This window comes from Nocardiopsis sp. NPDC049922 (assembly GCF_040660275.1).
Taxonomy (GTDB): Bacteria; Actinomycetota; Actinomycetes; order Streptosporangiales; family Streptosporangiaceae; genus Nocardiopsis.
In genome coordinates this window covers 377369-400281 of sequence record NZ_JBFAME010000003.1, presented here as the reverse complement: position 1 = coordinate 400281, position 22913 = coordinate 377369, and the positions used below count along the sequence as shown (strand labels likewise).

Annotated in this window: 23 protein-coding genes and 1 pseudogene; 14 read left to right on the top strand and 10 right to left on the bottom strand. The window is 71.2% G+C overall.

Annotated features, from left to right (window positions below):
- The first annotated feature begins 164 nt into the window (after nt 1-164).
- Nucleotides 165-2558 (top strand): excinuclease ABC subunit UvrA, encoded by a 2394-nt coding sequence (locus AB0I72_RS08605; RefSeq protein ID WP_358564473.1) that lies wholly within the window; start codon nt 165-167, stop codon nt 2556-2558.
- 156 nt (nt 2559-2714) lie between these two features.
- On the opposite strand, the gene AB0I72_RS08600 is transcribed toward AB0I72_RS08605, so the two are convergent.
- Both AB0I72_RS08600 and AB0I72_RS08595 read right to left on the bottom strand, forming a co-directional pair.
- A complete protein-coding gene (locus tag AB0I72_RS08600) occupies nt 2715-3308 on the bottom strand; it encodes a TetR/AcrR family transcriptional regulator (protein WP_358564471.1) in 594 nt (197 codons plus the stop codon).
- Nucleotides 3309-3346: 38 nt separating this feature from the next.
- Nucleotides 3347-3994, bottom strand: a complete 648-nt coding sequence (locus AB0I72_RS08595; protein WP_358564469.1) for a class I SAM-dependent methyltransferase — start codon at nt 3992-3994, stop codon at nt 3347-3349.
- 97 nt (nt 3995-4091) lie between these two features.
- Between AB0I72_RS08595 and AB0I72_RS08590 the strand changes: the two genes are divergently transcribed.
- The 3 genes from AB0I72_RS08590 to AB0I72_RS08580 all read left to right on the top strand — a co-directional run bounded on the left by AB0I72_RS08590 (nt 4092) and on the right by AB0I72_RS08580 (nt 6510).
- Nucleotides 4092-5018, top strand: coding sequence for an NAD(P)/FAD-dependent oxidoreductase (locus tag AB0I72_RS08590; RefSeq protein ID WP_358564467.1), 927 nt, complete (start codon nt 4092-4094; stop codon nt 5016-5018).
- Between the two features lie 163 nt (nt 5019-5181).
- A complete protein-coding gene (locus AB0I72_RS08585) occupies nt 5182-5979 on the top strand; it encodes a class I SAM-dependent methyltransferase (protein ID WP_358564465.1) in 798 nt (265 codons plus the stop codon).
- Between the two features lie 123 nt (nt 5980-6102).
- Nucleotides 6103-6510, top strand: a complete 408-nt coding sequence (locus AB0I72_RS08580) for a MarR family transcriptional regulator (protein ID WP_358564463.1) — start codon at nt 6103-6105, stop codon at nt 6508-6510.
- A gap of 54 nt (nt 6511-6564) precedes the next feature.
- Here AB0I72_RS08580 and AB0I72_RS08575 read toward each other — a convergent pair whose 3' ends face one another.
- Nucleotides 6565-7134 carry a GNAT family N-acetyltransferase gene (locus tag AB0I72_RS08575; RefSeq protein ID WP_358564612.1) on the bottom strand — a complete coding sequence of 190 codons (570 nt, stop codon included), beginning with the start codon at nt 7132-7134 and terminating at the stop codon, nt 6565-6567.
- Between the two features lie 181 nt (nt 7135-7315).
- On the opposite strand from AB0I72_RS08575, the gene AB0I72_RS08570 reads away from it, so the two are divergent.
- The 4 genes and pseudogenes from AB0I72_RS08570 to AB0I72_RS08555 all read left to right on the top strand — a co-directional run.
- Nucleotides 7316-8008, top strand: coding sequence for a sensor domain-containing protein (locus AB0I72_RS08570; RefSeq protein WP_358564461.1), 693 nt, complete (start codon nt 7316-7318; stop codon nt 8006-8008).
- Nucleotides 8009-8159: 151 nt separating this feature from the next.
- Nucleotides 8160-10046, top strand: coding sequence for an ABC transporter ATP-binding protein (locus AB0I72_RS08565; RefSeq protein ID WP_358564459.1), 1887 nt, complete (start codon nt 8160-8162; stop codon nt 10044-10046).
- A 30-nt stretch (nt 10047-10076) separates the two neighbouring features.
- A complete protein-coding gene (locus AB0I72_RS08560; protein WP_358564457.1) occupies nt 10077-10871 on the top strand; it encodes a serine hydrolase in 795 nt (264 codons plus the stop codon).
- A 276-nt stretch (nt 10872-11147) separates the two neighbouring features.
- Nucleotides 11148-11668: pseudogene (locus AB0I72_RS08555) on the top strand (Tn3 family transposase); the annotation flags it as partial.
- Between the two features lie 155 nt (nt 11669-11823).
- Here the strand turns inward: AB0I72_RS08555 and AB0I72_RS08550 are convergent.
- The gene (locus AB0I72_RS08550) at nt 11824-12843 is read right to left on the bottom strand and encodes a zinc-binding dehydrogenase (protein WP_358564455.1); all 1020 of its coding nucleotides are present in this window, start codon (nt 12841-12843) and stop codon (nt 11824-11826) included.
- 61 nt (nt 12844-12904) lie between these two features.
- Between AB0I72_RS08550 and AB0I72_RS08545 the strand changes: the two genes are divergently transcribed.
- Nucleotides 12905-13213 (top strand): metalloregulator ArsR/SmtB family transcription factor, encoded by a 309-nt coding sequence (locus AB0I72_RS08545; protein ID WP_358564453.1) that lies wholly within the window; start codon nt 12905-12907, stop codon nt 13211-13213.
- A 524-nt stretch (nt 13214-13737) separates the two neighbouring features.
- Entirely contained in the window at nt 13738-14961 is a 1224-nt protein-coding gene (locus AB0I72_RS08540) for an acyltransferase (protein ID WP_358564451.1), read from the top strand.
- Here the strand turns inward: AB0I72_RS08540 and AB0I72_RS08535 are convergent, their stop codons facing one another.
- From AB0I72_RS08535 to AB0I72_RS08525, 3 genes are read right to left on the bottom strand one after another with little or no spacing between them, the layout of a single operon-like run.
- The gene (locus AB0I72_RS08535; protein WP_358564449.1) at nt 14962-15435 is read right to left on the bottom strand and encodes a hypothetical protein; all 474 of its coding nucleotides are present in this window, start codon (nt 15433-15435) and stop codon (nt 14962-14964) included.
- Nucleotides 15432-16847, bottom strand: a complete 1416-nt coding sequence (locus AB0I72_RS08530) for a HAMP domain-containing sensor histidine kinase (protein WP_358564447.1) — start codon at nt 16845-16847, stop codon at nt 15432-15434. The genes AB0I72_RS08535 and AB0I72_RS08530 overlap by 4 nt, the downstream gene beginning before the upstream one ends.
- Complete coding sequence (locus AB0I72_RS08525; protein ID WP_358564445.1) at nt 16844-17518, bottom strand: response regulator transcription factor; 675 nt, start codon at nt 17516-17518, stop codon at nt 16844-16846. The genes AB0I72_RS08530 and AB0I72_RS08525 overlap by 4 nt, the downstream gene beginning before the upstream one ends.
- A gap of 112 nt (nt 17519-17630) precedes the next feature.
- Between AB0I72_RS08525 and AB0I72_RS08520 the strand changes: the two genes are divergently transcribed.
- Entirely contained in the window at nt 17631-18401 is a 771-nt protein-coding gene (locus tag AB0I72_RS08520) for an SGNH/GDSL hydrolase family protein (protein ID WP_358564443.1), read from the top strand.
- A gap of 183 nt (nt 18402-18584) precedes the next feature.
- Here AB0I72_RS08520 and AB0I72_RS08515 read toward each other — a convergent pair whose 3' ends face one another.
- Nucleotides 18585-18884 carry a CGNR zinc finger domain-containing protein gene (locus tag AB0I72_RS08515; protein ID WP_358564441.1) on the bottom strand — a complete coding sequence of 100 codons (300 nt, stop codon included), beginning with the start codon at nt 18882-18884 and terminating at the stop codon, nt 18585-18587.
- A gap of 222 nt (nt 18885-19106) precedes the next feature.
- Between AB0I72_RS08515 and AB0I72_RS08510 the strand changes: the two genes are divergently transcribed.
- On the top strand, nt 19107-19451 hold the full coding sequence (locus tag AB0I72_RS08510; protein ID WP_358564439.1) for an alpha/beta hydrolase: 345 nt from the start codon (nt 19107-19109) through the stop codon (nt 19449-19451).
- Between the two features lie 206 nt (nt 19452-19657).
- Here the strand turns inward: AB0I72_RS08510 and AB0I72_RS08505 are convergent, their stop codons facing one another.
- Entirely contained in the window at nt 19658-19996 is a 339-nt protein-coding gene (locus AB0I72_RS08505; RefSeq protein ID WP_358564437.1) for a recombinase family protein, read from the bottom strand.
- A 198-nt stretch (nt 19997-20194) separates the two neighbouring features.
- Entirely contained in the window at nt 20195-21193 is a 999-nt protein-coding gene (locus AB0I72_RS08500; RefSeq protein ID WP_358564435.1) for a WYL domain-containing protein, read from the bottom strand.
- A gap of 157 nt (nt 21194-21350) precedes the next feature.
- On the opposite strand from AB0I72_RS08500, the gene AB0I72_RS08495 reads away from it, so the two are divergent.
- Nucleotides 21351-21773, top strand: coding sequence for a VOC family protein (locus AB0I72_RS08495; RefSeq protein WP_358564433.1), 423 nt, complete (start codon nt 21351-21353; stop codon nt 21771-21773).
- A gap of 112 nt (nt 21774-21885) precedes the next feature.
- Nucleotides 21886-22911, top strand: a complete 1026-nt coding sequence (locus AB0I72_RS08490) for an aldo/keto reductase (protein ID WP_358564610.1) — start codon at nt 21886-21888, stop codon at nt 22909-22911.
- Nucleotides 22912-22913: the final 2 nt, after the last annotated feature.

Genomic DNA, 22913 nt, shown 5'->3' with positions numbered 1-22913 from the left:
TCACCGCTGTGAACTGCGCGGACGGTACCGTGAAGGAATCCGTGTCACCAGCGGCACCGTCCCCGCACCGACCCACGACCGACGAGCACCGGGTCCCGCTCCCACGCCCAGCGTCGTCGACGCGCCCCCGCGCGCGCCGCCCCCACCCACCACCTGGAGAGACGATGAGCAAGGCCACGAGGACGGACACGCGGTCGAGCGCGCCGCACGCCGCCGACAGTCACGAACTGATCAGCGTGCACGGCGCGCGCGAGAACAACCTCAAGGACGTCAGCGTCGAGATCCCCAAGCGGCGGCTGACGGTGTTCACCGGCGTCTCCGGCTCGGGCAAGAGCTCACTGGTGTTCGACACCATCGCCGCCGAGTCGCAGCGGCTGATCAACGAGACCTACAGCACCTTCGTCCAGGGCTTCATGCCGACGCTCGCGCGGCCCGAGGTCGACGTCCTCGACGGGCTGACGACCGCGATCATCGTCGACCAGCAGCCGATGGGCGCCGACCCCCGCTCCACCGTCGGCACCGCCACCGACGCCAACGCGATGCTGCGCATCCTCTTCAGCCGACTGGGCGAGCCGCACGTCGGCCCGCCGCACGCGTTCTCCTTCAACGTCGCCTCGGTCCGCGCCAGCGGCGCGATCACGGTCGAGAAGGGCTCCTCCACCAAGGCCGTGAAGCAGACGTTCACCCGCACCGGCGGGATGTGCACGCGCTGCGAGGGACGCGGCAGGGTCTCCGACATCGACCTCACCCAGCTCTACGACGACACCAAGTCGATCGCCGAGGGCGCGTTCACCATCCCCGGCTGGAAGTCGGACAGCTTCTGGACCGTGCGCCTGTACGCCGAGTCCGGCTTCTTCGACCCGAACAAGCCGATCCGCGACTTCACCGACAGGGAGATGGCGGACTTCCTCCACCGGGAGCCGACCAAGGTCAAGGTCGAGGGCGTCAACCTCACCTACGAGGGCCTCATCCCCAAGATCCAGAAGTCGTTCCTGTCCAAGGACCGGGAGGCGATGCAGCCGCACATCCGGGCGTTCGTGGACCGGGCGGTCACCTTCACCGCCTGCCCCGAATGCGACGGCACCCGGCTCAGCGAGGCGGCCCGGTCGTCGCGGATCCGGGGCGTCAACATCGCCGAGGCGTGCGCGATGCAGATCAGCGACCTCGCCGACTGGGTCCGCGAGCTCGAGGAGCCGTCGGTGGCGCCGCTGCTGACCTCACTGCGGCGCACGCTCGACTCGTTCGTGGAGATCGGCCTGGGCTACCTGTCGCTGGAACGGCCGTCGGGCACGCTGTCCGGCGGCGAGGCCCAGCGCGTCAAGATGATCCGCCACCTGGGCTCCTCGCTCACCGACGTCACCTACGTCTTCGACGAGCCCACCATCGGCCTGCACCCCCACGACATCCAGCGGATGAACAACCTGCTCCTGCGGCTGCGGGACAAGGGCAACACGGTGCTCGTCGTGGAGCACAAGCCGGAGACGATCGCGATCGCCGACCACGTCGTCGACCTCGGCCCCGGCGCCGGTACCGCGGGCGGCAGCGTGTGCTTCGAGGGCACCGTCGAGGGACTGCGGGCCAGCGGCACCGTCACCGGCCGCCATCTGGACGACCGCGCCCGCCTCAAGGAGACCGTGCGCCAGCCCACCGGGACGCTGCAGATCCGCGGCGCGACCGAGCACAACCTGCGCGACGTCGACGTCGACGTCCCGCTCGGCGTGCTCACCGTCGTCACCGGTGTCGCCGGGTCCGGCAAGAGCTCGCTCATCCACGGGTCGATCCCCGCGGGCGCGGGCGTGGTGTCGATCGACCAGACCGCGATCCGCGGCTCCCGGCGCAGCAACCCGGCGACCTACACCGGGCTGCTCGACCCGATCCGCAAGGCGTTCGCCAAGGCCAACGGCGTCAAGCCCGCACTGTTCAGCGCCAACTCCGAGGGCGCCTGCCCCAACTGCAAGGGCGCCGGGGTGATCTACACCGACCTGGCGATGATGGCGGGCGTGTCCACCCCGTGCGAGGAGTGCGAGGGCAGGCGCTACCAGGCGGCGGTCCTCGACCACCACCTCGGCGGCCGCGACATCAGCGAGGTGCTCGCGATGTCGGTGAACGAGGCGGAGGAGTTCTTCGGCGCCGGTGAGGCGCGCACCCCGGCCGCCCACCGCGTCCTGGGCCGACTCGCCGACGTCGGTCTGGGCTACCTCACCCTCGGCCAGCCGCTCACCACGCTGTCCGGCGGTGAGCAGCAACGGCTCAAGCTGGCCACCCACATGGCCGACAAGGGCGGCGTCTACGTCCTGGACGAGCCGACCACCGGTCTGCACCTGGCCGACGTCGAGCAGCTGCTCGGCCTGCTCGACCGGCTCGTGGACTCGGGCAAGTCGGTGATCGTCATCGAGCACCACCAGGCGGTCATGGCGCACGCCGACTGGATCATCGACCTCGGCCCCGGCGCCGGTCACGACGGCGGTCGCGTCGTCTTCGAGGGCACGCCCGCCGACCTCGTCGCCGCCCGCCGCACCCTCACCGGAGAGCACCTGGCGCAGTACGTCGGCGCCTGACCCGGAACCCGGCGCACACCGTGGGACGAGTCCTGCTCCGGGGCTCGTCCCACGTCCGTTCGGGGGCTGTCCGCCGTGGTGCTCGCGTCCAGGTGCGGCCGAACGAGGGCGGGCCCGCCCTCGGAGGGGGAGGTCTCCGCCGCGGTGGCCGACCCGTCACCGCGGCGGGCGGGCGGCGACGACGCGGCGGAAGAGGGCCTGGACGGCGGGGGTGATGTCGGTGTCGGCCTCGGTGTGGTGGCAGGGGCCGGTGTAGGCGTGGCTGAGGAAGTCGGCGGTGAGTTCGGGGTCGGGGACGTCGAACTCGCCCGCCGCGTGGCCCTGGGTGAGGAGGGTGACGAGCAGGTCGCGGGCGGCCGACATGGGCTCCTCACCGGCCGTGCCGCCGGGTTCGTGGAAGATCAGGTGGTAGAGCTCGTGGTCGTCCCGCTCAGCGGTGATCCACGCGGCGACCAGGCCGTCGAGTCGTTCGGTCCAGGTCAGACCGGGCTGTCGCAGGAGTTCCGTGGGCCGCTGGAGCATGCGGTCCCACATCTGGGACTGGAGCGCGGCCAGGAGGGCCTGCTTGGAGTCGAAGTAGAGGTAGACCGTGCCCTTGGCGACCCCGGCCCGGGCGGCGACCCCGCCGACGGTCAGCGACTCGTAGCCGTCCTCCAGCAGCAGGGCGGCCGTCGCGTCCAGGATCTGGCGTCGGCGGACGTCCGGGGGTTGGAATCGGCCGGCGGGTCGGGCGGACGTGTCCTCGGGCACGGTCCCTCCTTCGTCTCGTGTGACTGACCGGCGGTCGGTCAGCCGTCGGTCTCCAGGGTGCCACGCGGCTTGCGGGCGACGACGATCACGGCGCGGTCCTCGCCGGGCTCCTGCTCGTGGCCGGGGTGCTGGTGCACGGGCACCGGCCTGTGCACGGCCCGCAGGATCTCCAGGCCCAGGCCGGTGAAAGCGGTGGTCAGCTCGTCGAGGGTGGCCAGCTCCCCCGGCCGACCCCAGTCACAGGCGTCCTCGTCCCACTCGCCCAGGGCGAGGATCCCGCCGGGGGCGAGGGCGTCGGCCAGGCACACGAGCGTGGCGGCGCGGTCGGGGCCGCGGGGCGGCAGCGCGTAGGAGCTCACGGCGAAGTCGTAGACGTCCTCCGGCTTCCAGGTCGCGCTGTCGGCGACGGCGACCTCGACCCGGTGGTCCAGGCCCCGGGCGCACGCGCTGGCCCGGGTGCTGGCGACGGCGCGCGGGGCGAGGTCCACGGCGGTGACCCGCCAGCCGCGTTCGGCCAGCGCCAGGGCGTTGCCGCCGGCGCCGCAGCCCAGGTCGAGGGCTCTGCCGGGGACGAGGCCGTCCGCGGGGGCCAGGAGCAGGGGGTCGGGGTCCGTCGTGTCGCTGCCGTCGCCGGTGTAGACGTCGTTCCACGCGAAGTCGGGGTAGCCGTCGGTGTCGTGGGTCACAGTTCCTCCAAGGGGAATGGGATCGATCGAATGACCGTTGGTCAGTAGTATGACTGACGGTCATTCACTCTTGTCAAGGATCTCAGGGAGACAGCACATGAACCCCACCGCCCGGCAGTACGACACCGTGATCGTCGGGGGCGGGCCCGCGGGCCTGACCGCCGCCCTGGCCCTGACCCGCTACCGCCACCGCACCCTGGTCGTGGAGTCCCCGGAGCCGCCGCGCAACGCGGCCTCGCGCGGTGTGCACGGTCTGATCGGCCTGGAGGGCGCCACACCCGACGAACTGCGGGCCCGCGCCTGGGAGGAGTTGGGCCGCTACGGGCTGGCCGAACGCCTCGACGGCCGGGTGGAGGAGATCACGCCGCTCGCCGAGGGCGGATTCGACGTCGCGACCGACCATGAGGACACGATCTGGGCCCGCGACGTCATCCTGGCCACCGGCGTCACCGACCAGTACCCCGACGGCGTGGAGGGCTTCGCCGCCTGCTGGGGACGCACGGTGATCCACTGCCCGTTCTGCGTCGGCGAGGAGAACGCCGACCGCAGCTGGGCCTGGGTCGCGGACGATCCCGACCACCTCGGCATGACCGCCACCGCCTTTCGCGCCTGGACCGGCGACGCCATCGCCATCGCCCCGCCCTGGCTGCCCGGCGCCGACGAGCTGCGCCGCAGCCTGCGCGAACGGGGCAGCGACCTGGTCCTGGGCGAGATCACCCGCCTGCACCACACCGACGGCGACCTGCGTGCCGTGGAGCTGGCCGACGGCACCGTCCTGGAGCGGCAGACCCTGCTGTGGCCACAGCCGCAGCGACAGGTCCCCCTCGTCGAACGCCTGGCCCAGGACCACGCCCTCGCCCTGAACGACGGCTACGTCACCGTCGACGAAGGCCGCCAGACCAGCATCCCCGGCCTCTACGCCGCCGGCGACCTGACCGGGAAGCCCTGGGAACAGGGGGTCGTCCCCGCCGTCACGGCCGGATCCGCCGCCGCCGACGCCATCCACTTCGCCACCCTGACCTGAGCCGCCCCGCGTCGACGCCAGGGCATCGGCGCCGGTCGCCCCTCGGGGTCGACCGGCGCCACGAATCATCTCACATATAGAGATTTCAATCTCAAAAAGAGAGACATGGGTGTAGTGTCCCCACCACAGGCACTCCACACCACCCCCAGGAAGGGGAGTCCCCATGTCGCGCTACACCCACGGCCAACACCGCTCGGTCACCGACTCCTACCGCTGGCGCAACGCCGCCAACTCCACCGCCTACGCGCTGGACGAGATGGTCCCGGGACGCTCCCTGCTGGACGTCGGATGCGGCCCCGGCACCATCACCGTCGACCTGGCCCAACGCGTCGCCCCCGGCCCCGTCACCGCCGTGGACTCCTCCTCCGAGGCCGTCGACCTGGCCCGCGCCACCGCCAAGGAGGCGGGCGTCGACACCATCGACTTCCAGGTCCACGACGCCCACGACCTGCGGCTGCCCGACGACACCTTCGACGTCGTCCACGCCCACCAGGTCCTGCAACACGTCAGCGATCCGGTACGCGCCCTGGCCGAGATGCGCCGCGTGGCCCGCCCCGGAGGGGTCGTGGCCGTGTGCGACAGCGACTACTCCGGCATGTTCTGGTACCCGCGCCCGCCCGAGCTGGACGCGTGGATGTCCCTGTACCAGCGCGTCGCCCGCGCCAACGGCGGCGAGCCCGACGCCGGACGCCACATGGTCGCCTGGGCGCACGCCGCCGGATTCACCGACGTCACCTACGTGTCCGAGGCGTGGAGCCACTCCTCACCCGAGCGCCGCACGTGGTGGGGGCGGATGTGGGCCGCGCGGATCCTGGAGTCCGACATGGGCCGCCAAGCCCTGGCCGAGGGGTACGCCACCCGACAGGAGCTGGAGGACATCTCGGCGGGCTGGACCCGGTGGAGCCAGGACCCCGACGCGGTGTTCGTGATCCCCCGCGGCGCCCTGGTCTGCCACGCCTGACCGACCGCCGCCCCGGGCCCCGCACGCGCCCCGGGCCGGGGCGGCGACACCACGCGGGGCGGCTGGTCAGGCCGGGCGGGATCGAGATAACGTCGACACACCGCGGCCCACGCTGGAGGAACCATGTCCGACCTGCCGATCGGCTACTGGATCAAGCACCTGGACCGGCTGATCGAGAACGACTTCGACCGGGTGCTGTCCGCCGAGACGCTCGGGCGCCGCCACTGGCAGGTGCTCACCTCCCTGCACTCCGACCCCGGCACCGTGGCCGACCTGGACCGGCGGCTGGCCCCGTTCCTGGAAGAGGGCGAGTCCAGCGTCGCCCCCGTGGTCGAGCAGCTGCGCGCCCGCGGATGGGTCGAGGGCTCCGAGCCGCTGTCCCTCACCGCCTCCGGGCACACCGCCCACGACGCGCTGTTCGAGAAGGTCAGCGACGCGCGCCGCCGCCTGGCCCAGGGCATCACCGACCAGGAGTACCGCGCCACCGTCGACGTCCTGGAGCGCATGTCGGCCAACCTCGAACGCGACTGACCCCCACCCGCCCGGGCCCTCCGCGGCCGGCCGACGCCGCGCGATCCGCCTCCCTCAGTCCAGATCGTCGGGCAGCTCCCGGGTGAGCTCGACGAAGGCCAGGTCGGGGCGCCGGGGCCTGCCGAAGGACTCGTCACCATAGGGGAAGGGCGAGATCCGGCCGGTGTTGGTGTACCCCCGCCGCTCGTACCACGAGATCAGGTCCTGGCGCTGCTTGAGCACCTTCATCCGCATCAGGCGGCAACCCCACGTGCGCACCACGGTCCGCTCGGCCTCGGCGAGCACTCGGCGGCCCAGGCCCGCGCCCTGGGCGGTGGGACGGACCGAGAACATCCCGAAGTAGGCGCCGCTCGTGCCGCGTCGCAGCTCGCAGCAGGCCACCAGCTCGCCCCCGGCCTCGGCGACCAGGACGAGCGTGTTGGTGCGGCCCAGCAGTTCGCCCATGCCGTCCTTGTCCACCCGCTGACCGTCGAGCAGGTCGGCCTCGGTCGTCCACCCCCGCCGCGAGCTGTCCCCCCGGTAGCAGGAGTTGACCAACTCCACCAACGCGGGAACGTCACCCGTCGTGGCCGCGCGATAGGTCAGCGCCGGCTCGTCCAGCGACGCCGCGTCGTCGTTTCCCATGGTGGTCACGCAGGCCCTCCCCGGTGGTTCCGATTCGATGCGCCCCCAGTATCGGGCACCCCGAAAGGGCCGCGCACACCGCCGCGGTGCGAGCGCCGGGCCGTGGTGGAGCCAGCACCACCACCGATCCTCACGTGTACCGCCCTGACCAGGCGCGGGACACGAGCGTAGGTTCGCCACCATGGATACTGACCCCTTCGCCCGGATCACCGCCGACACCCGCTACGTCCTGACGGGCCCGCTCCTGGCCATCCCGGCGTTCGCCCTGGTGCTGAGCGGACTGGCGGTCGGAATCGGCTCCGCCGTGGCCATCGTGGGCCTGTTCGTCCTGGTCGGCACCCTCCACACCGCGCGCGGCCTGGCGCACGTCGAACGCGTCCGCCTGGCCGACCTGCTCGGCCGGCCCGTGGTGCGACGCGACTACCGCGCCGCCCGAACCGACGCCGGGCCCCTGCGCCGCGCGCTGAGGCCCCTGACCTGTCTCCAGAGCTGGCTGGACGCCCTCCACGCGCTGGTGCGGTTCCCCCTGTCGGTCATCACCTTCGCCCTGGTCCTGACCTGGTGGGTGGCGGGCGTGGGCGGCCTGCTGTTCCCCCTGTGGGGCTGGGCGCTGCACACCATCCCCGGCTACACCGGCGTCGGCGAGTACGTCCTGCCCCGGTACCCCGTCCTGGCCACGACCGTGATCCACATGGTCGCGGGCGCGCTGTTCACGCTCACCGCCCCGATCGTGGGCCGCTTCAGCGCCGGAACCCAGTCCACCCTCGGACGGGCCCTGCTGCTGGCCCCCACCGACGGCTCCGTGCGCGTGCACACCCGGCCCGCCGACCACGATCCGGCGCCCGCCCGGCACCGGGTGCCCACGGGCGCCTGAGGCTCCGCGCCCCGGATTCCTCCTCACGGTTGACTTCAATAATGGTTGAGGTTCTACGGTCGGTGGTGACCGGTCCGCGCACGGGCCCCGTCGCACCGGTCACCGCCCACACCCCACCGTGAGGAGGCCGGGGCCAGCGCCCCACGATCCGATGAGCATGGAAATGGCCGCGTGGAACTCGATCTACCACGCCATGCACGCCCGCGAGGACCAACGCCCGTTCTCCCTGCCCCTGCTACGGCGCATCGCCTCCTTCGCCCGCCCCCACTCCCGCCACCTCACCTGGTACCTCGCCCTGAGCGTGGCCACCGCCGCCCTGGCCGTCGCCTCCCCCCTCCTCGCCGGACGGGTCGTCGACGCCGTCGTCGACGGCTCCGCGCTGCGCCCGATCCTCCTGCTGTCCGGCGCCATCGCCGCCATCGCCGTCGCCGAGGCCGCCCTGTCCCTGACCGTGCGCTGGCTCTCGGCACGCGTCGGCGAGGGACTCATCCTCGACCTGCGCACCACCGTCTACGACCACGTCCAGCGCATGCCGGTCGCCTTCTTCACCCGCACCCGCACCGGCGCCCTGGTCAGCCGCCTCAACAACGACGTCATCGGCGCCCAACGCGCCTTCAGCAGCGTGCTCTCCGGCGTCATCAGCAACCTCGTCACCCTCGCGCTCGCCCTGGCCGTGATGATCAGCCTCTCCTGGCAGATCACCCTGCTCGCCCTGGTCCTGCTCCCCGTGTTCGTCCTGCCCGCCCGCCGCATGGGCGCCCGCCTGGCCCGCATCGAACGCGAACGCACCCTGCACAACGCGGCCATGAGCACCCAGATGACCGAGCGCTTCTCCGCCCCCGGCGCCACCCTCGTCAAGCTCTTCGGCCGCCCCGGCCAGGAGTCCGCCGAGTTCGCCCGCCGCGCCGGCCGCGTCCGCGACATCGGCGTGCGCACCGCCATGGTCCAGGAGGTCTTCTTCACCGCCCTGACCCTGGTCTCCGCGCTCGCCCTCGCCCTCGTCTACGGCCTGGGCGGCCTCTACGCCCTGCGCGGGCAGTTGGACGCGGGCACGGTCGTGTCCATGGGCATGCTCCTCACCCGCCTGTACGCCCCGCTCACCGCGCTGGCCAGCGCCCGCGTCGAGGTGATGAGCGCCCTGGTCAGCTTCGGCCGCGTCTTCGAGATCCTCGACCTCGCACCCCTCGTCGACGAACGCCCCTCCGCACGCGCCCTGCCGCAGGGCCCCACGTCCCTGGAGTTCGACGACGTCACCTTCGGCTACCCCAGCGCCGACAAGGTCTCCCTGGCCTCCCTGGAGGAGGTCGCCACCCTGGACACCACCGACGACGGACCCGTCCTGCACCGCGTGTCCTTCCGCGTCGAACCCGGCCAGATGGTCGCCCTGGTCGGCTCCTCCGGCGCGGGCAAGTCCACCATCGCCCAACTCGCCCCACGCCTGTACGACGTCGACACCGGCACCGTCCGCCTCGGCGGCCACGACGTGCGCGACCTGACCTTCGACACCATCCGCCAGACCCTGGGCATGGTCACCCAGGACGGCCACCTCTTCCACGAGACCATCCGCGCCAACCTCACCCTGGGCAGCCCCGAGGCCACCGACGACCGACTGTGGGACGCCCTGCGCCGCGCCCGCCTCGACACCCTCGTCGCCGCCCTGCCCGACGGACTGGACACCGTGGTCGGCGAACGCGGCTACCGGTTCTCCGGCGGCGAACGCCAGCGCCTGACCATCGCCCGCCTCCTGCTCACCAACCCCGAGGTGGTCATCCTGGACGAGGCCACCTCCGCCCTGGACTCCACCTCCGAAGCCGCCGTCCAGGAGGCCCTGGCCGAGGCCATGCGCGGCCGCACCAGCCTGGTCATCGCGCACCGGCTCTCCACCATCCGCGCGGCCGACGCCATCCTGGTCGTCGAGAACGGCCGCATCGTCGAACGCGGCACCCACACCGAACTCCTCGCCCGCGGCGGACGCTACGCCGAGCTGCACCGGACCCAGTTCGCCACCGGCGGGCCCGACCCGGTTCCCGCTCACTGACCCGCCGCGACCCACGACCCCGCCTCCCCGGTGGCGCCACACCGGGGAGGCGGCCCCCATGGCGCCGCGCCCCCGCACCCGCAGGCCGACGAAACGGCCTTCGACGGTGACCTCACCTGCGGATGCCAGGCCGACCAGGGGTATGACGCCGCGAGCGTCGGCAAGGTCATCGTCCTTGCCACGCTGCTGTGGGACGCCCAGGAGGAGGGGCGCGAGCTGACCGGGCGCGAGGACGAGCTGGCCACCGCCATGATCACGGTCTCCGACAACGCCGCCACCATCGAGCTGCGCAACCAGCTCGGCCGACAGCGCATGCAGGAGTTCCTCGACCGGGCCGGGATGCCGAACACCGTCCTGCACCCAGAGAACTACACCGGGCTGATGAAGATCAACGCCGAGGAGGAGCTGCACCTGCTCGGGCTCTTCACCGAGGAGAACGACGTGCTCCGCGACGAGCGGCGCGCCTACGCCCGCGAGCTCCTGGGCGGCGTGATCGAGGAGCAGCGGTGGGGCGTGCCCTCGGGTGCGCCCGAAGGCGCCCGGACCATGAACAAGAATGGTTGGCTGCCCTACGACGGCACCGACATCTGGCGCGTGAACAGTGTCGGCGCGATCGACGGAACGGAGGCGGGGCCGTACAGGATGGCGATCCTGACGGACGGCAACGACGGCATGGCGTACGGGGTGGAGACCATCGAGATGATCTCCGCGGCCGTGCACGACGCTCTGCACGAGGACGGTCCCACCGCCCTCAGGTCGCCCGTGCCGGAGCTGCCCGCGCCGCCGGACCTGCCGCTGACCTCCGACGGCTCCGACCGGGCCTGACCCGGGCTCCCCGGTGACCCGGAGGCGTACGGGTAGGGCCTCCGGGCACGGCGAGCCGCAAAGTAGAGGCCGAGACCACCTCGGGTGAATCCGAGGTCACGAATCGTGGGAACCGGCCGGTAGACCCGACACCGATCTGCCCGGCGACTTCGCCGGCAACGAGGTGCAGCGCCGGTGGGGCACCATCGACGTGCTCGACATCCTCAAGGACACCGCGCTGCTCACCGGGTTCTGCGAGGAGTTCGTCTCGTTGACCACCCGCGCGATGCCACATGGTGGGGAACGGCCACCACCACGGCCTCGGACTCCAAGCGGTTCGGGTCGTGGGAGTCGAACCTGATGACGGAGTTCCACGTCCGCTACGGCGGGCACGTGGTGATGATCTACTGGCACGTCGACAAGGTCCGGGCCCGCATCTACTCCCAGCTCAAGTCGTGCTCCTCCTCGGAGGTCGCGGCGATGATCGAAGGGGTGCTGCGGCACTGCACCGACGCCGAGGTCCAGGCCAACTACACCGACACCCACGGGGCGTCGATCGTGGGGTTCGCCTTCACCGAGCTGCTCGGGTTCAAGCTCCTGCCGCGGTGAGATCTCCATGCTGTGCCTGCACCTGCTCCAGTCGGCCCTGTGTCTACGTCAACACCCTGCCGCTGCAACGGGTGCTCCAGGACCCGGCCTGGGCGGGGCGGCTCACACCGGAGGACCGACGGGCGCTCAATCCGCTGTTTTGGGCCCACATCAACCCCTATGGCCGGTTCGACCTGGACATGGACAAACGCCTGGACCTGGCCGCCTGAGCGCAAGGAGAGGAGAAGCGGATGGAGCCGTGGCGTCACGCGGTCAACCCCGCGTTGTCACCGGCCGAGTGTAAGGAGGTGACCGAGCTGGTGGGCGCCGGTGTCACCGGCATCAGCGGCCGACGGTCGCCCCGTCCCGGGCCGGGCCGGGGCGCTCAAGGCGAAGGCGTTCCCTGGTGGAGCGGCTCGTCCAGGGGCTGCACGGCGACGGCGATCTTGCCGCGTGGGCGTCTGCGGCCCCCGCCGGAAGAGCCACCCTCCAAGAGCGCGTGCGCCTGCGCGATTTCGTCCAGCGGTAGCACAGCGCCGATCACCGGCCGGAGTTCGCCCTGGTCGACCAGACGGCCAAGGGCCTCAAGCTTCGCCCTGCCGGGGCTCACGAAGAGGAAGTGGTAGGTCGCGTTCACTCCCCACGCGGCGAGTAGGTTCTGGGGTTCGGGGATGTCCACGATGGACACCACACGGCCTCGGTCGGCGAGGATCTCCGGGCTGCGCGCGAGGGTGTCCCCACCCACCGTGTCCAGCACGACGTCCACCCCGCCCAGCGCGCGGACCCGCGGCACGTAGTCACCGGCCGAGAAGTCGATCGCGACGTCGGCTCCCAGTCCGGTGACGAACTCGTGATCCCTTGCCCGTGCGGTGGTCACCACCTCGGCTCCCAGCGCTCTGGCGAGCTGGACGGCGGACGAGCCGACCCCGCCCGCTCCGCCGTGCACCAGGACCCGTTCCCCGGCCCGCACCCCGGCGCGTTCGACCAGCGCCTCCCACACCGTCACGCCCACGAGCGCGAGACCGGCGGCCTCGACGTGCGACAACCGTGCGGGCTTGCGGGCGACCAGGGCCTGGTCGACCACGTGGAACTCGGCGTAGGTTCCCTGCCCGGCGAAGATCGGCGCCAGGTACCAGACTTCCTCACCCGGCTGGAAGTCGTCTGCCCCGGGGCCGGTCTCGACCACCACGCCGGACACGTCGTTGCCGATCACCGCGGGCAGCGCCACCTCGTCTCGGTAGTCGCCGCGCCGGGTCTGGAGGTCGAGGGGGTTCACGGACGTGGCCAGCACGCGCACCAGTACCTGGCCGGGGCCGGGGGTGGGTCTTGGCAGCTCTCGGGTGGCGAACGCGGTGTCCGCGTCACCGAAGCGGACGAGTTCCACCACACGCATCGAAGTAGACATGCGCCGACCTTAGATCGTCATATCTCGAATCGTCAATATGATCTTGCGTTACGATCACCCCATGTTCTCGGAGGCGGAGTTGCTGGCTGTGTTCCGGGCCCTGTCCAACCCGGCCCGCCGCCAGATGCTGGTGTGGCTCAAGGAGCCGATGAGCTTCCCCGGCCAGGAGCCCGACGACGTCGAGATCGGCGTCTGCGTGACCGACATTCAGCGGCGTGCGGGCCTGGGGCAGTCAACCACCTCGCAGTACCTCGCCATGCTGCGGCGAGCAGGGCTGGTCGTCGCCACCCGACGGGGCAAGTGGACCTACTACCGCCGCGACGAGGCGAACATCGCCCGCCTTCTGGAGACCCTGCGCGACGTGTTCTAGGGCCTGTATCGAGTCGTGATCATTGATCGGCTCGGATGAGGTCCTTGAGCCAGATCATGCAAGCACGGAGATGGAGACCGGCCAGGTAGCTCTCACAGCGGAACGAACTCAGGGGTCATCTCTTAGTCCGGGAGACCGGGAAAACCCGTGGGAGGGTGAGGACCGATCAGTCCTCCTGGTCAGCGAGTGAGCCCGGAGCGATACCGGACCGGACCGGCCCGAAGCGCCCCCCGTGGCCGTCCGCCAGCTCGGTCTCCAGGCCCCGGCACCGGTGGTCGCCCGGATGCTCGGCTTTCCACACCGATCCCATCACCGCGCTGGCTGTCCGGGCGGGGAGCCCGTGGTCTCACCACGCTCCCGACGAGCACACAGAGTGATCATCGGCGGGTTGGAGAGGCGAATACCGACTGCCCGATCACCGGGCTCCGCCAGATCCGTCCCCGCAGCATCGCCCTTCCGCGATCACGACAGGATCGGGACACAGCGCGGACCCTTTCCCGACACGGGGCCGCGACGATCGGCCCATGACACCAGATCCCTCGGCCACGAACGCCCGCACGCCCCTGGCCCGCAGACCCCACCTCGCAGCCTTGGACGGGTTGCGCGGAGTCGCCATCATCGGCGTCCTGCTCTTCCACACCGGCAACCTGGGCGGGGGTTTCCTCGGGGTCGACCTGTTCTTCGCCCTGTCCGGCTACCTCATCACCGGTCTGCTGCTGCGGGAGGCCGAGACGGTCGGCCGGGTGTCCCTGGTGTCCTTCTGGGGCCGCCGCCTGCGGCGACTGATGCCCGCGCTGGCGGTCATGCTCGTCTGCGTCACCCTCGCGGTCTGGGCTGTGGGCCCGCCGCAGCTGGTGCGGACCACCCTCGCGGACGGCCCGTGGGTCCAGCTGAACCTGGTCAACTGGCACCTGCTCGCCGAGTCAGCCGGCTACTGGAACCGGTTCGGCTCGGAGCGGGTGTTCGAACACCTGTGGAGCATCGCGGTCGAGGAGCAGTTCTACCTGGTCTGGCCACTGCTGGTGGCCCTGGTCGCCCTGGGCGGCAAGCGAGTCGGCGACCGCGTCGCGCTGCTCGCCGCCGTGGTCTGCCTGGCCTCGATGGTGTGGATGGCCATCCTCGTCGACCCGGCCGACCCGACCCGTGTCTACACCGGTACCGACACGCGGGCCTTCTCCCTGCTGCTGGGCGCGCTCGTGGCCACAGCCCGCATCCGCGACCCGCTGGGGCACGCGGTCGAGCGTGCGCCGCGGGCCGTGTCGGCCGCGACCGTGGTCGCGGTGGCCGCGGTCGGCGCGCTGTGGCTGCTCGCCGACGGCACGACCTCGTTCTGGATGTACCAGGGCGGTCTGTTCGCACACGCCCTGGCCTGCTCCCTGCTCATCGGCCTGTGTGCACAGGCGCCCGAAGGGCTGGTGTCGCGGATTCTGTCCTGGGCGCCTCTGCGGTGGACGGGCGCGATCTCCTACAGCCTCTACCTGTGGCACTGGCCGGTCATCGTGCTGCTGTCCCCCGAGGCCACCGGACTCTCCGGCTGGTGGTGGACGGCCCTGGTGTGCGCCGTCTCCACCTGCCTGGCCGTGCTCTCGACCCACCTGGTGGAGAACCCCGTCCGGTTCCGCTTCTCCTGGGCCTCGGGCCGCCGCGGCGCGCTTGCGTTCGCGGTGGTCATGGCGGCGCTGGCTCTGTTGTGGATCGTCGTGCCCGCTCCGGCGCCGCCAGCTGTCGACGTCACCGCCCTGAAATGATCAGCCGATCAGCGGGCAGGTCCGCAGTTCCTCCGACTCCGGGGTGGGCTGGACGAAGCGGACCCGCACCCGGGTGTCGGTCGACCCGCCGGACTGCACGTGCACTCCCAGTGCGGTGCACACGATCTGGTCGATCCCCGCGGGAGTGACGTCCCCGATCTCCAACGGGGTGATCAGATCGACCAGACCCGGCTCCACGGTCACCGTCATACGCTCCACGGCGCCTTCGGCGATCCCCGTGCGCAGGCCAGAGCCGCCCGGCCCCGTCAGCAGCAGGGCCATCGCCTCGGAGATCGAACCCAGACGGCCGGTGTCACGTTGCTGCGGGAGGAGCTCCCCCCGCTCGTCCAGGAAGTACAGCGTCACCCCCTGCGCCACGCCCGTGGGCGCCGGGCCGCCGTCGAACACCTCCGAGGGGCCCACCCCGCACCCCGTGAGAAGGACGGCCACCATGGTCGCGCAGATCCGTCTCACCGTTCCTCCGTCCTCCTCGGCAGAACCAGGTCGAACCGCGCCCCCGCCCCCGTGTCGGCCGCGGTGAGGTCGCCCCCGTGCAGGCGGGCGTTCTCCCGGGCGATCGCCAGGCCCAACCCGCTGCCGGGAGTGCGCGTGCGGGCGGCATCGGCCTTGTAGAAGCGGTCGAACACCAAGGGCAGCACGTCCTCGCCCAGCCCGGGCCCGGAGTCGGTCACGGTGACGTGTACCTCCTCGGGCAGAGCGCGCACCCGCACCTGCACCGGCGCGGCCCCGTGCCTCAGCGCGTTGCCCACCAGGTTGGCCACGATCACGTCCAGCCTGCGGCGGTCCACGCGGGCCGGGACGCGGTCGGGCGCCTGCACCCGCACCTGATCCGACCAGCCTCGCAGGCGCAGGGAGTCGCGGACGGCGGCGGACACGTCCACCTCCTCGGCGCGCAGTATCGCGGTGCCGGCGTCGAAGCGCGACACTTCCATGAGGTCCTCCACCAGCCGGACCAGCCGGTGCGTCTCGCTGATCGCCATCCTCACGGACTCGCGGGCGTCGGCGTCCATGCTGTCGGTCGCGTCCTCCAGCACCTCCACCACCGCGGTGAGCGTGCTCAGGGGGGTGCGCAGCTCGTGAGAGACGTCGGCGACGAACCTACGGGCGTCGGCCTGCATGCGCTCCATCGCCGCCATGGACTCCTGGAGCGAGGCGGCCATGTCGTTGACGGCGCCGGCCAGCTCCGCCAGCTCGTCGACCCCCTGGGGCTCCGTCCGTGCGTCGAGGTCGCCGGAGGCCAGCCGCCCGGCCGTGTCGCGTAGGTCGCGTACGGGGCGCAGCACACCGCGCGCGGCCAGCAGGGCCAGGAGCGCCGCGAGGGGCAGCGCCGCCGCCGCGGTGGCGGTCGCGGCCAGGGTGATGCCCTCGACCTCCCGCTCGACGTCGGCGAGATCGCGCAGGGTGTAGACCTCGATCCCAGACGGGGTGCGGGACCCGTCGGGGGCGGTGGTCATCACGGGGGTGCCCACCAAGAGCCACGAACTGTCCTCCAGGGTGACACGCTGGGCCGTCAGGCGGTGTTCGCGGCGCACGGCGGTGCGCAGCTCGTCGGTGACCAGGGAGGCGTCGAACCCATCGGAGGTGGCCAGGTCCTCGAAGGTGGCCACGGTGTCCCCGCCCACCGCCTGGCGCAGCCGGTCGAGCGACTCCTGGTCGGGCGGATAGGAGAGCTGGGGCGCGACCTCCGCTATCCGCACCGCGACGCCCTCGGTGATCCGCTGCTGGTGGGAGGAGACCAGCGCCGCGCTGGCCGTGTCGGCGCTCGACCACGCCGCCGCCCCGGCCGCCGCGACCGCCACCAGGGTGAACGCGGCCAGCAGGCGGGGGCGCAGCCCGTGCGGGCCCGGCCATCGCCGTGGTCTCATACGGGCCCCCACCGGTAGCCGAACCCCCGCACGGTCTGCACGTACCTCGGGGCGGCGGGGGAGGACTCGATCTTGGCCCGCAGCCGCTGCACGCAGTTGTCCACCAACCGGGAGTCGCCCAGGTAGTCGTGCTCCCACACCTCCTCCAACAGCTGCTGGCGGTCGAACACGCGACCCGGTGACCGGGACAGGGTCAACAGCAGGCGCAGCTCGGTGGGCGTCAGCGGTACCGGCATCCCCTCCAGCGTGACCACAAGCGCCGCGGTGTCGATCCGAAGGCCGCCGTGGACGCGCACCCCCTCGCCGTCCCCAGCGCTGCGGCGCAGCACCGCACGCACCCGGGCGTCAAGCACGGTGGGCTGCACCGGCTTGACGACGTAGTCGTCCGCGCCCGCCTCAAGCCCGCCGACCACGTCGAAGTCGTCGCCGAGCGCGGTCAGGATGATCACCGGGGTCTCGCCCTCCGCACGGATACGGCGGCACACCTCGAACCCGCCCACACCCGGCAGCATCACGTCGAGCACGACCAGGTCCGGGGCGTGCTCGCGGTGGAGGCGCAGGCCCTCCTCACCGGTGTCCGCCGTGCGGACACCGTGTCCGTGTCGGGACAGGGCGAGTTCGAGGCCGCGCCGCACCATGGGGTCGTCTTCGATCAGGAGGAGTCGTGCCACCAGCCCAGTATCGGGCACACCGGGGCGTTCGGGCGGAGCCCGGGGCCGTCCGCGACACAACCGCGACACGGCGGTGGAGCCACCCGGACACCGCTCCGCGACCGTGGAGAGCATGAACAACGCACTGCGCGCCCTCACCGGCGCACTCCCGCTGATCCTGCTGACCGCCGCCTGCTCGGGCTCCCCGGAGGAGTCCGCCGACCCGCCGGCCACCGAACCCGCGGCCGACTCCTCTGGCACGTCCGTATCCGAGGTCCTCCTGCTCGGCGATTCCGTCGCCGTGGGTCAGTCCTTGCCGCTGGCCTCCGCTCTGCAGGAGGCGGGAGTCGGCTTCACGTCGCTCGCATCCGAGGGAGGGGGCAACGTCGTGGGACCCTTCTCCGAGGAGAACTGGAAGACGCTGCCCGACGAGATCGGCTCCGCCTCGCCCGACGTGGTGATCTACCAGCTCACCACCTACGACTGGGGGACACGGGAAGAGCAGCTGGAGGGTTACGGCAGGCTTGTGGAGACCGTGTCCGGGGAAGAGGCTGACCTGGTGTTCGTCACCTCGCCGCCGATCCGCCCCGACGACTTCTACGAGCCGCACATGGGCGACCTCGAACGCGCCCCCGATGTGGCGCGCGAGGTCGCGGAGGGCTCCTCGGGCTCGGCCACGGTGCTCGACGCCACCGAGGTGTGGGGCCAGGAGTACCTCCAGGAGAGGGAGGGAACACCCGACCGCGACCCCGACGGCATCCACACCTGCCCCCAGGGTGCGGCCCGCTTCACCGCCTGGCTGCTCGACGAGCTGGCGGAGCTCTATCCCGGATTCACCGCGCCGGCACCCGAGGCCTGGGCCGGGCGTGACTGGGCGGCGGACGAGCACTTCGCCGCCTGTTGACCGATACGGAGACGGAGACCGGAAAGAGCTGAGCGGCTCTCACCCTCCCACGGCCTTTCCGGTCTCCTCACCCGATCCGGCACGGGGATGAACCGCGGGCTGTCGCCCGCCTGGCCCGCGGTCGGTGTGAGTGAGTACGAGCGGGCGGCACCCGCGCGCCGTTCCTTCGCGACCCCGGGCTGCTCAGCGGGTGCGTTCGTAGTGGCGACGTGCTTTCTCGCGGTTGCCGCAGACAGCCATCGAACACCAGCGGGCGCGGTTGGCGCGGCTGCGGTCGAGCAGGAACAGTCGGCACTCGTCGTTGGCGCAGGGGCGCAGTCGGCCGGGCATGCGCTGCTCGGTGGCGGCCCAGGCGAGGACCATCTCAACGGCCAGCCGGGCGTGCTGGGGAGTCCTGACCGTCCACTGAAGACCATCCGAGGTGATCTCCGGGACCCGGTGGACCCCTTCGAGAAGCGGCCTCAACGTGGCGGGTGAGCTCACTCCACGCACGACGTCCTGCAGGGCGTCCCGTGCCTCGCGCTCCGGCGCCCCGAACGGATCTACGCCCTCGTCACCCAGAACGGCAACGGCTACGAGGACGGTTTCGTCGAGTCCTTCTGGACCGACGTCTGAGCCTACGGGGCGAACCCCGGCCCCGACACCGAACCCGCCGTCCGCGCGGCGCTGAGTCTTGACGCCATCCGCTGGCAGTACGTGCACGGCGTGCCGGACCCGAGCCTGGTCAGCCCGGACACCTGGGAGCACGACTTCGCCCTCCTCTCCCGCGAGGGCAACGACGAGGTCCAACTGGCGCTGTTCCGCGACTACCAGAACAACCGCCCTCTCTACCCGCTGCTGCACGAATTCCTACGCACCAGCGAGGTCCCGGTCCTCGCCGTGTGGGGCCGCAACGACGAGATCTTCGGCCAGGCGGGCGCGCGGGCTTTCGCCCGCGACGCCAAGGACGTGGAGGTGCACCTGATCAACGGCGGTCACTTCCTTCTGGAGAGCCACCTGGACGTCGTCGCGGGCTACCTGCGCGGCTTCCTCGGGCGGGTGCTGGGATAGGCCCCGTTCTCGTATGGCTACGGCGATCGGACATGGAGCGTTGAGTGACCACACGGGGCTGCGGTCGCGCCGCTGAACATCGGCGAAGTCGGCGTGTGCCGTCTCGACCGCCTCCGGGTACGCCTGGGTCTTCTCGTGCTCGGCGAGCGCCCGGTAGATGCCGGCGACGAAAGGGGTCTGACCCTTGCGCTCGCCGGTGGGGATGATCAGGGCGAGTTGGATCTGCTCGACGAACCCGCCGAGCGCCTTGCGCCGCAGCACGGTGTGCAGCATGTCGTCAGTGATGACCGGGGTCGGCCGCCGTATGTGCCCTCGCGGGCCGCGGTCTCCAGCCCCTCCAGCGTCGACTCCCGGATGTTCTCCCGCTCCGTCTCCGCCATCGCGGCGAAGAACCCGAACAGCAGCTTGCCGTGACCGGTGGGGTCGTAGATGCCGGGCAACGGCCCGGCGAACATCTCCAGCACCAGGCCGTGCTCGGTCAGATGGTCCGCGAGGGCGGTGAGCTCTGCCGCGTCACGCCCCAGCCTCTTCATCTGTCTGGGCATCGCCAACATCGACAGCCTCCAAGCGCAGATGGGCCGGTGGGCGCGCCAAGGCCTGATCCACAAGGCCGCCAGAGCGACCTACGCTCCATCCACCGGCCCTGCCCACGTGATTCAACACTCTTTGTCAGCAGGGCCTAACCGAGTGTTGGCCCGGCCCCGGAGGTTCGGGGGGCTTGAGCGGCGTGGTGAGTCCTGTTCTCACCTCGCCGGGCCGGTCTCTGGTCGTGTGGTGCGGGCGGCGTGGGCGTAGCGGGCGGCGAGGTCCCCGAATGCGGTGGCCAGTGGGGGTGGGCCGATGACTTCGATATCGGTGTCGAAGCGGCCGATGGCGGCGGCGAGTCCGGTCCATGACCAGGAGCCGAGGATGAGCCGGCAGTGACGGGAGCCGAGTTCCTCAACGATTCCGTCCTGGGCGAAGGGCGCGACATCGGCGGCCGGGAGGTGGAGGATGACTTCGCCTTGGCAGGGCCATTCGGTGGTGGTGCCGTCGTTGCCGCGAAATCGGCTGGTGATGAAGGCGGAGACGGTGCCGCCGGGGAGGTCACGAGGGGTGAAGCGGGGGCCGGTGGGTGTGCGGGGCCGGATGCGGTCGACGCGGAAGGTACGCCAGTCCTCGCGGTGGAGGTCCCAGGCCACGAGGTACCAGCGATAACGCCAGGTGACCAGGTGGTGGGGTTGTACGCGGCGGACGTCATCGGCCGAGGTGCTTGGACCCGGGGCGTAGTCGAAGCGAAGTTCCTCGTGGGCGTGGATGGCGCGGCTCAGGTCCACCAGGACCTGAGTGTCGACCCGAGGAGTGTCGCGGGCCGCGGGCGGTGGGACGGCGGTGATGCGCAGCAGGTCGATGCGGCGGCGTAGGCGGGGTGGCATGACCTGGCGGAGGGTGGCCAGGGCGCGGGTGGCGTCTTCGGCGACGGTGGTGCCGGTGGCCGCGGTCTGCAGTGCGACGGCCAGGGCCACGGCCTGGTCGTCGTCGAACAGCATGGGTGGCAGGTGAGTGCCGGCCTCCAGGCGGTAGCCGCCGGCCGGTCCCTTGACGGTCGTGATGGGGTAGCCGAGTTCGCGCAGGCGGTCGATGTCACGCCGCACGGTGCGCGAGGTGATGTCGAGACGCTGAGCGAGAGCCTCGCCGGACCAGTCACGGTGCGTCTGAAGCAGCGAGAGCAGCACGAGCAGCCGGGAGGATGTCTTCTGCATGAGATCCATTCTTCCCGCAGTACAGGACACAACCTGTCCTCTATCTCCGCCATGGTGGCATACGAGCCGTTCGGGAGGCATCGCTCCTGGTCGGCAGCCGCCACTTGGACTTGGACAGTCGGCGGCGTATCTGTCACATCGAGGCAAGGAGCAGGTCATGTCCGTCACGACCACCACTCACCTGAACTTCCGGGGCGCCGCACGTGAGGCGCTGGACTTCTACCAGTCCGTCTTCGGCGGACGTACTGTCGCGGTCACCTACAAGGACGCGGGCGCTGTGCAGAACGAGAGCGAGGCGGACTGGGTGATGTGGGGCGAGGTGGCCGGCGACAACGGCTTCCACGTGATGGCCTACGACGTGCCGTCGCAACTGCCCTGGAACCAGGGCGAGAACCCGTTCTTCGTCTCCGTACGCGGTGACGACGCCGAGGAGATCAGCGCCCTGTGGGGCAAGCTCGCCGAGGGCTCGACCATCGTGCGTCCTCTGGAGCCCGCGCAGTGGGCGCCGCTGTACGGCATGCTCACCGACCGCTTCGGCGTCACCTGGGTCCTGGACGTCACCGCCCCGTACAACGGCTGAGCCGGCCGACTGACACGCCCGCGCCGTCCGAGCCGCCACAGCCACACGGGCGGCCCGGACGGCGCGGGCCCCGAACACGTACAGCAACGGAAGGAAACAGGTCACCGTGCGGATGCGGAAGCTGGGACGGACCGGCATCGAAGTCAGCGCCTACTGCCTGGGCACCATGGTGTTCGGCAAGATGGGCAATCCGGATCACGACGAATGCGCGCGCATGGTCCACCGGGCGCTTGACGCGGGCATCAATGTCGTCGACACCGCCGACGTCTACGGCTACAGCGAGACCGAGGAGATCGTCGGCAAAGCCCTCGCAGGACGCCGCGACGAGGTCGTGCTGGCGACCAAGTTCAACGGACCGATGGGCGGGGGTCCCAACCACAGCGGCAGCTCCCGACGCTGGATCGTCCAGGCGGTCGAGGGCTCGCTGAAGCGGCTGCGGACCGACTACATCGACCTCTATCAGATCCACCACCCCGACCCGCACACCGACGTCGAGGAGACCCTCGCCGCGCTCACCGACCTCGTGCGTGCCGGGAAGGTCCGCGCGATCGGCTCCTCCAACCTGCCGGCCTCGGACATCGTCGAAGCCCAGTGGGTGTCCCAGCAGCGCGGCCTGCACCGCCTGCGAACCGAGCAGCCCACCTACTCCATGATCAACCGCGGCATCGAGCGCGAGGTTCTGCCCACGTGTCGCCGCTACGGCCTGGGCGTTCTGGTGTGGAGCCCGCTGGCCATGGGCCTGCTCACCGGCCGCTACCGCAAGAACACCCCGCGGCCCGACAATCCCCGCATGCAATGGGTCCCCCGGCATCTCACCGACGAGCACAAGCTTGATGCCGTCGAGCAGCTGCTCATCCTGGCCGAAGAAGCCGGCCACTCCCTCACGCACCTGGCCATGGCCTTCGCCACCAGCCACCCCGACGTCACCGCCGCCATCATCGGCCCACGCACCATCGACCAGCTCGACGACCTGCTCGACGGTGCCACCGTCACCCTGGGCGACGACATCCTCGACAGGATCGACACCATCGTCCCGCCCGGCACCGACATCAGCCCTGTGGACGTCTCCCACACACCCCTCTCCCTCACCCGCACCGACCTGCGCCGACGCCCGCCCCACGAGCGGGCCGCGGCCTGAGA

Excerpts from the sequence above, each read along its gene's own strand:
- AB0I72_RS08605 (WP_358564473.1), top strand. The coding sequence starts at position 165 with ATGAGCAAGGCCACGAGGACGGACACGCGGTCGAGCGCGCCGCACGCC.
- AB0I72_RS08590 (WP_358564467.1), top strand. The coding sequence starts at position 4,092 with ATGAACCCCACCGCCCGGCAGTACGACACCGTGATCGTCGGGGGCGGG.
- AB0I72_RS08585 (WP_358564465.1), top strand. The coding sequence starts at position 5,182 with ATGTCGCGCTACACCCACGGCCAACACCGCTCGGTCACCGACTCCTAC.
- AB0I72_RS08580 (WP_358564463.1), top strand. The coding sequence starts at position 6,103 with ATGTCCGACCTGCCGATCGGCTACTGGATCAAGCACCTGGACCGGCTG.
- AB0I72_RS08575 (WP_358564612.1), bottom strand. The coding sequence starts at position 7,134 with ATGGGAAACGACGACGCGGCGTCGCTGGACGAGCCGGCGCTGACCTAT.
- AB0I72_RS08570 (WP_358564461.1), top strand. The coding sequence starts at position 7,316 with ATGGATACTGACCCCTTCGCCCGGATCACCGCCGACACCCGCTACGTC.
- AB0I72_RS08565 (WP_358564459.1), top strand. The coding sequence starts at position 8,160 with ATGAGCATGGAAATGGCCGCGTGGAACTCGATCTACCACGCCATGCAC.
- AB0I72_RS08550 (WP_358564455.1), bottom strand. The coding sequence starts at position 12,843 with ATGTCTACTTCGATGCGTGTGGTGGAACTCGTCCGCTTCGGTGACGCG.
- AB0I72_RS08545 (WP_358564453.1), top strand. The coding sequence starts at position 12,905 with ATGTTCTCGGAGGCGGAGTTGCTGGCTGTGTTCCGGGCCCTGTCCAAC.
- AB0I72_RS08540 (WP_358564451.1), top strand. The coding sequence starts at position 13,738 with ATGACACCAGATCCCTCGGCCACGAACGCCCGCACGCCCCTGGCCCGC.
- AB0I72_RS08530 (WP_358564447.1), bottom strand. The coding sequence starts at position 16,847 with ATGAGACCACGGCGATGGCCGGGCCCGCACGGGCTGCGCCCCCGCCTG.
- AB0I72_RS08520 (WP_358564443.1), top strand. The coding sequence starts at position 17,631 with ATGAACAACGCACTGCGCGCCCTCACCGGCGCACTCCCGCTGATCCTG.
- AB0I72_RS08505 (WP_358564437.1), bottom strand. The coding sequence starts at position 19,996 with ATGCCCAGACAGATGAAGAGGCTGGGGCGTGACGCGGCAGAGCTCACC.
- AB0I72_RS08500 (WP_358564435.1), bottom strand. The coding sequence starts at position 21,193 with ATGCAGAAGACATCCTCCCGGCTGCTCGTGCTGCTCTCGCTGCTTCAG.
- AB0I72_RS08495 (WP_358564433.1), top strand. The coding sequence starts at position 21,351 with ATGTCCGTCACGACCACCACTCACCTGAACTTCCGGGGCGCCGCACGT.
- AB0I72_RS08490 (WP_358564610.1), top strand. The coding sequence starts at position 21,886 with ATGCGGAAGCTGGGACGGACCGGCATCGAAGTCAGCGCCTACTGCCTG.